Consider the following 11,714-nt stretch of genomic DNA (forward strand, 5'->3'; position numbering starts at 1 on the left):
AACCGCCGGAGGTTGCCCACCGACGGTTATGAATCAGAACATCATGGACATCCACGGATAGCCAATCAGCAGCAGGGCCGCCAGGAAGATGGCACCGAAGATAGTGCCCAGGCGCCAGTAGTCTTTGGTTGGCAGGTAGCCGCTGCCGTAGTAAATCGGGCTTGGGCCGGTGCCGTACGGGGTGATAATCCCCATGATGCCCAGAGACGTCACCATCAGCAGGACGAACACTTCCATGTTCATGCCCGGAATGGTGGAGGCGATGGTCAGCATCGCTGGCAGCAGCGCGGTGGTGTGCGCGGTGGTGCTGGCAAACAGATAGTGCAGCAGGTAGAACGCCAGCAGCAGGACGATGGTCGCCACGCCCGGAGAGATGCCGCTCATCAGCATGCCGCCTTCTTTACCCAGCCAGCCGATAAAGCCGGTAGAGGAGAGGCCATCCGCCAGCGCAACCAGGGTGGCGAACCACACGAAGGTGTTCCAGGCGGCCTTGTTGCCGGTGATGTCGTTCCACTCCAGCACGCCGGTCCACAGCATCAGGCCGACAATCAGCAGGGCGGCCATCGCCGGTTCAATCCACGCGGCAGCAAAGATCCACATCAGCAGGGCACAGCAGACAAACACCAGCAGCAGGATCTCATTGCGGGACAGCTTGCCCAGCTTTTCCAGCTCGCGGGTTGCCCACAGCGGGACTTCGTTGTTCACCTTCACTTCAGGCGGGTAGAACCAGTAGGCCAGCAGCGGCATGGTCAGAATCAGCAGCACGCCCAGCGGCAGGAAGGCGATGAACCAGGTGCCCCAGGAGATGTTAATTCCGACGATGCTTTTCACCAGCGCCAGCGCCAGCAGGTTCGGCGCAAGCGCGGAGAGGAACATAGAGCTGGTGATACAGGCGGCGGTAATGGCAACCCACATCAGATAAGAACCCATGCGGCGCGCGCTCGGATCGTTAGGTTTTGAGCCGTACAGCGGCGGCAGGTTAGCGATGATCGGGTAGATTGTCCCGCCGCTGCGCGCGGTGTTGGACGGCGTGAACGGCGCGAGCAGCAGGTCCGCGAAGGTAATCGCATAGCCGAGCGTCAGGCTGCGGCGGCCCAGGTATTTCACCAGAATCAGCGCCAGGCGACGGCCGAAGCGGGTTTTATCGTAGCCCGCGGCGAACATGAACGCGCCGAAAATCAGCCATACGGTCGAGTTGCCGAAGCCGCTTACGGCCCACTTAAAGGAGGCGCCCGCCAGCTTGAATTTTGGGTCAGCCAGCTGTTCGGGGCTGAACAATACCCACTGGCTGAACAGCGCGATGGCGACCACGCCGGTCAGGCCAATCACCGCACCCGGCAGCGGTTCGAAGATCAGGCCGACGATCACGCCGACAAAGATCGCGAAGTAGTGCCAGGCATAAGGAGGCAGGCCTTCCGGTACCGGTACAAACAGCAGCAGCACGGCGACGACGATGGGCAGCGCCATCATCACCAGACGTTTTGCTTTACCGTCAGATGCTTTACTCGCCGCAGGAGGCGTTACAGCAGTTTTTGTATTCATAGTTTCACGTCTTAAGTTGTTAAGAATGCTGTTCTGAAAAATGCTCGCTCGCTTTTTTTAGTTTCTTTTCTTTCTTTAGTTATTAAAGCGCGTCGCTACATTTTCCATAAATACGAATTAACGCTTTTTTGTCGGCGTTAAATTAAAAAAAGATGATGTTTATATATTGCGCCTTTGGATGCTATTACAATTGATCGCGATCAAAAAAAGAGAATTGGAGAGGTATTTTTCATCGCCATGAAATAACCCTACAGAGCTATGTGGTTAATGACATATTAAGTCAGCCTTGTGTATCTTTTTGGTAACATTGAGAAAGTGGTGTTGTGTATATGCTTCTGTTTTTCATGTTTTTTATTGCTTTGTAGAGCGATTTTGACGTTAGCGTTTGGTTAACATTGTTTAAAATGTTGTGAATTAACTTATTTAGATGACTAACACCAATGTGTTATTAATGTTACTGAAGGGATTAATTAGTTTATTAACTAACGTAATTTCTTTAGTAACTAAAGAAAGCGTTATATTAATAACATGACATCAGCATAAAAATATCGAACTAAAACGAGCCTGATAACGAATTCTTAATTTTTAAAGTTTGGAGTTTTATTATGAACGCGAACGAACGCATGTTAAGCCCATTTACCTTACCCAATGGCACCGAGCTGAAAAATCGTTTGTTTATGGCACCGATGACCACCTGCACCGGCTACTATGACGGTACGGTCACCGGCGAGCTGGTGGAATACTATCGCGAACGCGCGGGTACCATCGGCACCATTATCGTTGAGTGCTGCTTCGTTGACGATCTTGGCCTGGCCTTCCCGGGCGCGATCGGCATCGATAGCGACGAAAAAATCGCCGGGCTGGCGAAAATCGCCGAGGCGATCAAATCCAAAGGTTCAAAAGCGCTGCTGCAGATCTACCACGGCGGCCGCATGGTTGACCCGAAACTGATCGGTGGCCGTACCCCGGTTGGCCCAAGCGCCGTTGCCGCGCCGCGCGACGGTGCCGCCACCCCGGTAGCCCTGACCGGCGAAGAAGTTGAAGGTATGATCGGCAAGTTTGGCGAGGCGGTTCGCCGCGCGATCCAGGCCGGTTTCGACGGCGTGGAAATCCACGGGGCAAATACCTACCTGATTCAGCAGTTCTATTCCCCCAATTCCAACCAGCGCGACGACGAGTGGGGCGGCAGCCGCGACAACCGCGCCAAATTCCCGCTGGCGGTGCTGGATATCACCCATAAAATGGTGCGCCAGTACGCGGACGATGCCTTCATTGTCGGCTACCGCTTCTCGCCGGAAGAGATGGAAGTCCCCGGCATTCGCTTTGACGACACCATGTACCTGCTGGAAAAACTGGCGGCGCGCGGGGTGGACTATCTCCACTTCTCGGTAGGCGCAACCCTGCGTCCTTCCATTGTCGATACCCAGGACCCCACTCCGCTTATCGAAAAATACTGCGCGATGCGCTCCGACACGCTGGCGCAGGTGCCGGTGATGGGCGTGGGCGGCGTGGTGAACGCCGCTGACGTCAATGAGGCGCTGGATCACGGTTACGATCTGGTGGCCGTGGGCCGCGCGACCATTGCCTACCCTGACTGGACCGACCGCATCGCCGCTGGCGAAACGCTGGAGCTGTTTATGGACAGCACTCAGCGCGAGGCGCTGAGCATTCCTGAGCCGCTGTGGCGCTTCTCGCTGGTTGAAGCGATGATCCGCGACATGAGCATGGGCGAATCCAAATTCAAGCCGGGCCTGTTCGTTGAGAAAGTCCAGGATGATGCCAACGAGCTGATCGTTAACGTCAGCCTCGAAACCGACCGTATCGCCGATATCGAGCTGGCCTCCGGCCCGTCCGATGACGTTGAGTTCGTCACCAGCTTTGAAGAGATCCGCTCGCGCATTCTGGACGCCAATACGCCGCACGTGGACGCTATCACTGGCGCAACCAGCCAGAGCGAAGCGGTGAAAAAAGCGGTGTCGAAAGCGATGCTGAAGTCCAGCAAGGCGCTGGCGGCGGAAGAGGGTGTCGATCCGAACGAAACCAAACGCGTTGACGTTGTGGTAGTCGGCAGCGGCGGCGCCGGTCTGGCGGCGGCGATTCAGGCGCACGACGAAGGCGCAAGCGTGCTGATCGTTGAAAAAATGCCGACCATCGGCGGGAACACCATCAAAGCCTCCGCCGGGATGAACGCGGCGGAAACCCGCTTCCAGCGCGTGAAGGGGATTCAGGACAGCAAAGAGCTGTTCTATCAGGAATCGCTGAAGGGCGGCGGAAACAAGAACAACCCGGAACTGCTGCGCCGCTTCGTGGAAAACGCGCCGCAGGCCATCGAGTGGCTGGCAACCCGCGGCATTATGCTTAACGACATCACCACTACCGGCGGGATGAGCATCGACCGTACCCACCGTCCAAAAGACGGCTCCGCGGTGGGCGGCTATCTGATCAGCGGCCTGGTGCGGAACGTGAACAAACGCAATATCGAGGTGATGCTGGATACCTCCGTCAGCGACATTGTCTTTGAAAACGGCGAAGTCACCGGCGTGCGCCTGACCACCGAAGAGAACGAAACGCTGACCGTGGCGACCAAAAGCGTCATCGTGGCGACCGGCGGCTTCAGCGCCAACAGCCAGATGGTGGTGAAATACCGTCCGGACCTGGAGGGGTTTGTCACCACCAACCACAAAGGGGCGACCGGCGGCGGTATCGCGCTGCTGGAGCGCATCGGCGCGGGCACCGTGGATATGGGCGAAATTCAGATCCACCCCACCGTGGAGCAGAAAACCTCGTACCTGATTTCCGAATCCATCCGCGGCGGCGGGGCGATTCTGGTCAATCAGAAAGGAGAGCGCTTCTACAACGAAATGTCGACCCGCGATAAAGTCTCCGCGCAGATTATCGCCCTGCCGGAAAAATACGCTTACATCGTGTTCGACGAGCACGTTCGCGCTAAAAACAAAGCGGCGGATGAGTATATCGCCAAAGGGTTCGTTACCAGCGCCAGCTCGCCTAAGGCGCTCGCTGAAGCGCTCGGCATGGATCCCCACGCCTTCCTCGCCACGCTGGAGCGCTACAACGGTTTCGTTGAGAAACAGCACGACGATGATTTTGGCCGTACCACCGCGCTGCGTGCGCCAATCAACGAAGGGCCGTTCTACGCCATTCAGATTGCGCCGGGCGTGCACCACACCATGGGCGGCGTGACCATCAACACCGATACCTGCGTGCTGGACGCCAACCACAACGTCCTGCCAGGCGCTTACGCGGCCGGTGAAGTCGTTGGCGGCATTCACGGCGGCAACCGCATTGGCGGTAACGCGGTGGCAGATATCATTATATTTGGTACCCTTGCAGGACATCAGGCGGCGATGCGTTCGAAAAAACGCTAAGGCACCTGTTTTGTAGGCCGGATAAGCGCAGCGTTATCCGGCAATTTCCCCGGCGGCGCGGTGCCTGCCGGGGCTACAGCTAAGGAAACTGCCATGTCTGATGACAACCGCGTCTACAGCTACTCCGCCGTCCTGATGGGCTCGCCCATTCTCCTCAAGCTCTTTTCCCACGACGAGGCGCTCGCCTCCCGCGTTTTTCGCCTCATCAAACGCTATGAAGACCTGCTTACGGTAAACCGCGCCCAGTCGCAGGTGATGGATATTAACCACGCCGCCGGGAAGCACGCCGTGGCGGTCAGCCGTCCGGTATTCGAGCTAATACGCTGCGCCAAAGCGGCGAGCATGATAAAGGACAGCGCGTTTAACCTGGCCATTGGCCCGCTGGTGAAGCGCTGGAAGATCGGCTTTCAGGGCGACAGCGTGCCGCCCGCCGATGAGATTGCGGCGCTGCTCAAGATAACGCGCCCTGAAGAGGTGATGCTGGACGAGGCCAGCAGCAGCGTGTTTTTAGCGCGTCCCGGCATGGAGATTGACCTGGGGGCGATTGCCAAAGGCTATATCGCCGACAGGGTGCGGGATTACCTGCGAAAAGAAGGCGCAGATCTCGGCCTGATTAACCTCGGCGGAAACGTTCAGACGCTGGGATCGCCGGACGGCGGCTGGAGCATCGGGCTGAAAAAGCCGTTCGCTGGTGACGCGCTGATCGGCACCCTGACGGTTGAAAACCGCTCGGTCGTCACCTCCGGCACCTACGAGCGCTACTTCGAGCAGAACGGCAGGCGCTATCACCACATTCTTGACCCGCGCACCGGCTACCCGCTGGACAACGCGCTGGACAGCGTCACCCTCATTTCGACGGATTCTATCGACGGCGATATCTGGACCACGCTGCTGTTCGGCATGGGCGTGGAGAAGGGCTGCGCCGCGCTGCGCGCCCGGCCCGATATCGAGGCTATCTTTGTCACCAAAGCAAAAGAAGTGGTGCTCTCTTCAGAACACCACTTCCGCTTTACCCTGCTGGACAACGGCTACAGGGTTACTGGCAGTACTGCTTGAGCAGGCCGGTATGCTCCGGCTGGAGCCGGTAGCGGTAAACGGGACGCCCGGTGGCGCCGTAGTGGATGCTGGTGAAGAGGATATTAATCTGCGCCAGCCAGATCAGGTACTTGCGGCAGGAAACGCGTGAAATATTGACCGCGTTTGCCAGATCGTCGGTAGAAAACTCGCTCTCCGGATGCGCGTCAATCCACTGGCAGATGGTGCGCAGGGTTTGCGGGGTCAATCCTTTTGGCAGCTTTTTGCTGTCTGCCAGCTCCGGCGCGCCGCCGTGCAGCAGCCTGTCCACGTCGGCCTGCTCGTAATACTGGTGCGAGCCCATCAGATTGCGCTTGGCCTTCCAGCCGTTGAGCGCCTCTTCAAAGCGCGGGAACTGGAACGGCTTGATCAGATAATCCACCACGCCGTAGTGCATGGAGGTCTGGATCGTGGCGGCATCCGAGGCGCTTGAAATCATAATCACGTCGATCTGGCGGCCCGACGCCCGAATCACCGGCAGCAGATCGAGGCCGTTATCCTGCTGCATATAGACGTCCAGCAGCACCAGATCGACGGGCTGAGCGGGATCATTAATGATGGCCTCCGCCTGGCCGAGCGTGGAGGCGACGCCGCAGCAGCTAAAACCCTCAACGCGGTTAACGTACAGACGGTTGAGGTCGGCTACCATGGCGTCATCATCGACAATTAATACATTTATCACGCGATATTCCTCTCGCTATCCCAGGGGATGTGAACAAAAAATTGGGTAAATACGCCAGGCTCAGACTCGACGGTAATGTCTCCGCCAAGGTTCTGGATCTGCTGGCGCGCCAGGAACAGCCCAACGCCGCGGTTTTCACCTTTCGTTGAGAAGCCCCGGATAAAGACGTCGTCCAGATGCTCAGGATCGATGCCCGGACCGTCGTCGCTGACTTCACAGCTAAGCCAGCCGTTTTGATAGTGCAATAGCAGGGTTATCTCGCCCTCGGCCTGATCGGCCATGGCGTCGAGGGCGTTTTCAATCAGGTTCCCCAGCGCCGTTACCAGCACGGCGACCTGCTCTTCGCTGGCCGTATCGGGGATGTGGCACTCGTCCGCCAGCGTCAGGGTGATGCCCGCCTCTTTAGCCCGGTTGATTTTCCCCAGCAGGAAGCCCGCAATTACCGGCGATTTAATCTTGCGCTGAACGGTGCCGATGTCCGTCTGGTAGATGTGCGCCGTCTGGAGAATATACTCTTCCAGCTTGTCGTAGCGCTTAATGTGCAGCAGGCCCAGGATTACGTGCAGCTTGTTCATAAACTCGTGGGTATGCGCGCGCAGGGCGTCGACATAGTTCACCATGCCGTCCAGACGCTGCATCAGCTGGCTGATTTCCGTTTTATCGCGGAAGGTGCTAATCGCGCCAATCACCCGGTTCTGACTTTTGACCGGCACCATATTGCAGAGTAGCAGACGACCGTTACAGCCGATCTCCTGATCTTTACGCGCGATGCCGGTTTGTGACACCTCGCGCAGGCTGGCGAGCAGCGCCGCGTGGGGCGGGTTGCCGCTGCCGTCCGCATGCTGACCCGATGGCAGAAGCAGTATTTCGCGCGCGGCGTGGTTGATCATCGTCACGCGACCCTGAATATCCACCGCCACGACGCCTTCACGCAGCGACTGCAGCATCGCCTGGCGCTGCTCGAAAAGCGCGGAGATTTCGTATGGCTCCAGGCCGAACAGGATACGCTTCAGGATGCGCACCAGGCCCCAGATCGCCAGCGAGCTCATCAGAATACTGAACAGGATGGTCCAGACGGCGTTCAGCCGCCCGCGGGTGATTTGCTCCTCGACCTTTTTCAGCGAAATGCCCACGACCACGACGCCAATCTGGTCGTGCTGGTCGTCGTAGACGGGAGTAAATACGCGCAGCGCTTCGTCGAGGACGCCGCGGTTAACGGACACGTTTTCTTTCCCTTCCAGCGCCGGGGGCAGGTCGTCGCCGATAAAATGCAGCCCCAGCAGCGCCTCGTTGGGGTGCGAATAGCGAATACCGCGCATGTCGGTGACGACGGCAAACAGGAGGCCGTTGCGCTTTGTAACGGCCTGCGCGATGGGCTGAATGATATCCGCCTGCGGCGGCTGCAACAGCCCGCGCTTGATCTCCGGGCTGTCGGCCAGCGTGCGGGCAATGCCGAGAGCGGTGTCCTTGACGTCATCCCGCGTGGCGTGGGTGATTTGCACGGAATAGAGCGCAAAGACCAGCAGCAGCACGGAGCCGATAATGGCGCAGACCATCAGCGTGACCAGGGTGTACAGTTTCATGGGGCGCCTGCGCGTCTCAGGGAAAGGCTGCAAATCGCTCATTACCGCTCCGCGATGAAGAAGAAAAGGGGGTAATTATTACCGATGACGGCCATTTCTTAAAGCCATGTAAATCTGGCCGTTGCGCCGCTTTTTCGTGAGCCCCCTCGCAGGTCAGCCATATAAAACACTTTATAGTGTGTGGGAACTCATAATAAGGAGGCTGTTTATGAGCACTATGCTTACCGGTTTGGTCAAGGAAAGACGGCACGCCAGCACGATAAATATCGACAGATTGTCCACGCTGGACATGCTGAACGTTATCCACCAGGACGATGCCCTTATCTCTGAATCTCTCACTCCGTTCTTACCAACCCTCGCCCGCGTGGTGGATAACGCGGCGGCGACGCTTAGCCACGGCGGCCGTCTGGTGCTGGTGGGGGCGGGCGCTTCCGGGCGCATAGCGCAGCAGGCGGCGGACGAATTTGCGCCGGGCAAACATCCCGTTATCGCCCTTTGCGCGGGCGACGACGCCGGAAGCTACGAGCGCGGCGTGGCCTGCCTGCAGGCGATGGCGTTCGGCGAGCATGACATGATGCTGGCGCTGACCGTCAGCGGGAAAACGCCGTGGGTCTGGGGAGCAATGCGCCACGCGTGGTCGTTAGGCGCATCCGTCGCGGTGGTGACCGTGGACGCGCAAAGCGAAGCCGCGCAGCTGGCAAGCATGGTGATTGCGCCCGCGCTGGGGGCGGAAGTCGTCGCAGGCTATAGCCATCCGAAAGCGGGGGTTGCGCAGAAAATGGTCATGAATATGGTCATGACCGGGCTGGCAGTGCGCAGCGGACGGGTCTACAGCAACCTGCGCGTCGACCTGGACGCCAGCAGCACCAAATGGCAGGAGCGCCAGATCGCCATCGTGATGGAAGCGGGCGGCTGTAAGCGCGCCGTGGCGAAAGCGGCGCTGGAAAGCTGCAACCAAAACTGCAAAACGGCGGTGCTGATGGTGTTGACCGGGCTGGACGCGTGGAAAGCGCACGAGCTGCTGGCGCAGAATAACGGGTTTATTCGCGTGGCGCTGCAGGAAGCGCCGTAGCGCTGTGGTGAAGACACAAAAAAAAGGCCGCAATCGCGGCCTTTGCTATTTTTACCAATTAGAACTGGTAGGTCATACCGATACCAACGATGTCGTCGGTAGAGATGCCGAAGTCGGTATACAGCTCGTCATTAGAATCCAGCATGTTGATTTTGTAGTCAACGTAGGTGGAGAAGTTCTTGTTGAAGGTGTAGGTCATGCCCAGGTCGATGTAGTTAACCAGATCCTGGCTGTAGCCCTGACCGTTCAGGTCTTTACCTTTTGAGTAAACCCATGCCAGGGAAGGACGCAGGCCGAAGTCGAACTGGTACTGTGCAACCGCTTCGAAGTTCTGGGTCTTGTTAGCAATGCCGGTGTCGCCGAATGGCGTCATGTTGCGGGTTTCCGCATACATCATGGCCAGGTAAACGTTGTTCGCGTCGTACTTCGCGCCAACGGTCCAGGCTTCTGCACGATCGCCAGCGGCTACGCCATAGCCTTCATAGCTTCTGCCGTAAGCAACCTGTGCGTTAGTACGGTCAGAAGAAGAGTACGCCGCGCCCAGGCTCAGGCCGGACAGATCGCCCGCGAAGTCGTAGGAGGTGGACATGCCGTAGCCGTCGCCGTTCTGGAAGCGAACGTTGTCGTGACCGTTTTTGGTGCCTTCCTGATTTTCTTTAGCGTTAGCACCTTCGTTCGCGCCCTGGTACTGCAGCGCGAAGTTCAGGCCGTCAACCAGGCCGAAGAAATCGGTGTTGCGGTAGGTTGCCAGGCCGTTAGCGCGGCCGTTCATGAAGTTGTCGGTCCAGGTGTAAGAGTCACCGCCGAACACGGGCAGCATATCGGTCCACGCTTCAACGTCGTACACCACGCCGTAGTTACGGCCGTAGTCAAATGATCCGTAGTCGGCAAGCTTCAGGCCAGCGTAGGCCAGACGGTTGAAGGATTTGTCGCCAGCGCTTTCAGTATTGTTTGCGTAGGTTTTGTATTCCCACTGGCCATAACCGATCAGATCGTTGGTGATCTGGCTTTCGCCTTTGAAACCAACCTGAACGTAGGTTTCATCGCCGTCGTCGCCCGGGTTGTCGGAGAAGGTGTGACGCGCATCAACTTTACCGTACAGATCGACCTTGTTGCCGTTCTTGCTGTAGATCTCTGCCGCATTTGCCGCGCCAGCCATTAATAAAGCGGGTACTAAAATCGCCAATACTTTTCTGTTCATTATATATTCCCTTAAACTATAATAGATTTGAATATATGTAGTCACCCTCCGTGACTACAGCATGGATACTATTCCAGGACATCTCTTTTTAGTTCAGAAATAAATGTAATTAAATCATAATAAGTATTTCAAAATGTGTTTATAAATCTCAATATTTTTCATGTGAATGTTTTTGTTGATCGCATTTTTCATATCTATATGTATTTATTGTCTTTTTGAATGCGTCTTTGAGTTGTTATTTCTTCGGTGATTATATTTTTACAGGCGCTTTGCTCAGCGGGTAAGATAATTTTCGTCATGCCTTGCAGCGTGTGATAGAAAATCCTTAATTAAATGAGAATATCCTAATTAAAATTTCAAGACCTGAGGAAAATACGCCATCAAGAATAATGTCGTCGCGATGAATTTCTCTGAGTGTCAGCCCGGATGAATATTGTTATCGTACTTCTTTTACTCGCGAGGCATAACGATGGAACTTGCGCAGTGGCAACACCGCTTTGAAGGCTGGCTTGAGCAACACCATGCGACGGACGACAGCGCGCATGATATTTCTCACTTTCGACGCGTCTGGATGACGGCGCAGAAAATCATGGGTGACCAGGCGGCCGATCCGCTGGTGACCCTTACCGCCTGCTATTTTCATGACATCGTGAGCCTACCGAAAAATCACCCGCAGCGCAGCCGCTCCTCGCAGCTGGCGGCGCGGAAAACGCGCGACATACTCAGGCGTGATTTCCCGGATTTCCCCGTCGAGGCCTATGCCGCCGTGGAGCACGCCATCGAAGCGCATAGCTTTAGCGCGGGCATTGCGCCCGTCACGCCTGAAGCCAAAATCGTGCAGGATGCCGATCGGCTGGAAGCGCTTGGGGCGATCGGCCTCGCGCGCGTCTTTGCCGTGTCGGGCGCGCTGGGCGTGCCGCTGTTCGACGCCGTCGATCCCTTCGCCGACGCGCGGGAATTGAATGATGCCGCGTACGCGCTCGATCATTTCCAGACGAAGCTGCTGCGCCTGCCCGAAACGATGCAGACGCCTGCCGGGCGCGAGCTGGCGCGCCACAATGCCGATTTTCTGATTCACTTTATGGCCAAACTCAGCGCAGAATTGCAGGGGGACTGCCTGGGCGTTGATGGCCGGGTGCTGAGCCGCTTTCGCCACAGTTTGATATCCTGAACT

8 protein-coding genes are annotated in these 11,714 nt (G+C 57.1%); 4 read left to right on the forward strand and 4 right to left on the reverse strand.

From position 1 onward, the window contains the following. Nucleotides 1–33: 33 nt before the first annotated feature. On the reverse strand, nt 34–1,542 hold the full coding sequence (locus DBY73_RS07600; protein WP_112010570.1) for an anion permease: 1,509 nt from the start codon (nt 1,540–1,542) through the stop codon (nt 34–36). Nucleotides 1,543–2,147: 605 nt separating this feature from the next. On the opposite strand from DBY73_RS07600, the gene DBY73_RS07605 reads away from it, so the two are divergent. Continuing rightward, nucleotides 2,148–4,928 (forward strand): flavocytochrome c, encoded by a 2,781-nt coding sequence (locus DBY73_RS07605; RefSeq protein WP_112010571.1) that lies wholly within the window; start codon nt 2,148–2,150, stop codon nt 4,926–4,928. 93 nt (nt 4,929–5,021) lie between these two features. After that, the gene (locus DBY73_RS07610; protein WP_112010572.1) at nt 5,022–5,984 is read left to right on the forward strand and encodes an FAD:protein FMN transferase; all 963 of its coding nucleotides are present in this window, start codon (nt 5,022–5,024) and stop codon (nt 5,982–5,984) included. Here the strand turns inward: DBY73_RS07610 and dcuR are convergent. Both dcuR and DBY73_RS07620 read right to left on the reverse strand, forming a co-directional pair. Further along, complete coding sequence (gene dcuR / locus DBY73_RS07615) at nt 5,965–6,684, reverse strand: two-component system response regulator DcuR (RefSeq protein WP_112010573.1); 720 nt, start codon at nt 6,682–6,684, stop codon at nt 5,965–5,967. The two genes, DBY73_RS07610 and dcuR, sit on opposite strands and share 20 nt — an antisense overlap. Beyond that, entirely contained in the window at nt 6,681–8,309 is a 1,629-nt protein-coding gene (locus DBY73_RS07620; RefSeq protein WP_112010574.1) for a sensor histidine kinase, read from the reverse strand. The genes dcuR and DBY73_RS07620 overlap by 4 nt, the downstream gene beginning before the upstream one ends. A 166-nt stretch (nt 8,310–8,475) precedes the next feature. Here DBY73_RS07620 and DBY73_RS07625 point away from each other — a divergent pair, with 166 nt between their 5' ends. After that, nucleotides 8,476–9,339 (forward strand): N-acetylmuramic acid 6-phosphate etherase, encoded by an 864-nt coding sequence (locus tag DBY73_RS07625; protein WP_112010575.1) that lies wholly within the window; start codon nt 8,476–8,478, stop codon nt 9,337–9,339. A gap of 58 nt (nt 9,340–9,397) precedes the next feature. On the opposite strand, the gene ompC is transcribed toward DBY73_RS07625, so the two are convergent. Then, nucleotides 9,398–10,540 (reverse strand): porin OmpC, encoded by a 1,143-nt coding sequence (gene ompC / locus DBY73_RS07630; RefSeq protein ID WP_112010576.1) that lies wholly within the window; start codon nt 10,538–10,540, stop codon nt 9,398–9,400. 469 nt (nt 10,541–11,009) lie between these two features. Here ompC and DBY73_RS07635 point away from each other — a divergent pair, with 469 nt between their 5' ends. Continuing rightward, nucleotides 11,010–11,711 (forward strand): phosphohydrolase, encoded by a 702-nt coding sequence (locus DBY73_RS07635; RefSeq protein ID WP_112010577.1) that lies wholly within the window; start codon nt 11,010–11,012, stop codon nt 11,709–11,711. Nucleotides 11,712–11,714 lie beyond the last annotated feature (3 nt).

It is taken from the genome of Enterobacter sp. RIT418, assembly GCF_003057745.1.
Lineage (GTDB): Bacteria > Pseudomonadota > Gammaproteobacteria > Enterobacterales > Enterobacteriaceae > Enterobacter.

Excerpts from the sequence above, each read along its gene's own strand:
- DBY73_RS07610 (WP_112010572.1), top strand. The coding sequence starts at position 5,022 with ATGTCTGATGACAACCGCGTCTACAGCTACTCCGCCGTCCTGATGGGC.
- ompC (WP_112010576.1), bottom strand. The coding sequence starts at position 10,540 with ATGAACAGAAAAGTATTGGCGATTTTAGTACCCGCTTTATTAATGGCT.
- DBY73_RS07605 (WP_112010571.1), top strand. The coding sequence starts at position 2,148 with ATGAACGCGAACGAACGCATGTTAAGCCCATTTACCTTACCCAATGGC.
- DBY73_RS07635 (WP_112010577.1), top strand. The coding sequence starts at position 11,010 with ATGGAACTTGCGCAGTGGCAACACCGCTTTGAAGGCTGGCTTGAGCAA.
- DBY73_RS07600 (WP_112010570.1), bottom strand. The coding sequence starts at position 1,542 with ATGAATACAAAAACTGCTGTAACGCCTCCTGCGGCGAGTAAAGCATCT.
- DBY73_RS07625 (WP_112010575.1), top strand. The coding sequence starts at position 8,476 with ATGAGCACTATGCTTACCGGTTTGGTCAAGGAAAGACGGCACGCCAGC.
- DBY73_RS07620 (WP_112010574.1), bottom strand. The coding sequence starts at position 8,309 with ATGAGCGATTTGCAGCCTTTCCCTGAGACGCGCAGGCGCCCCATGAAA.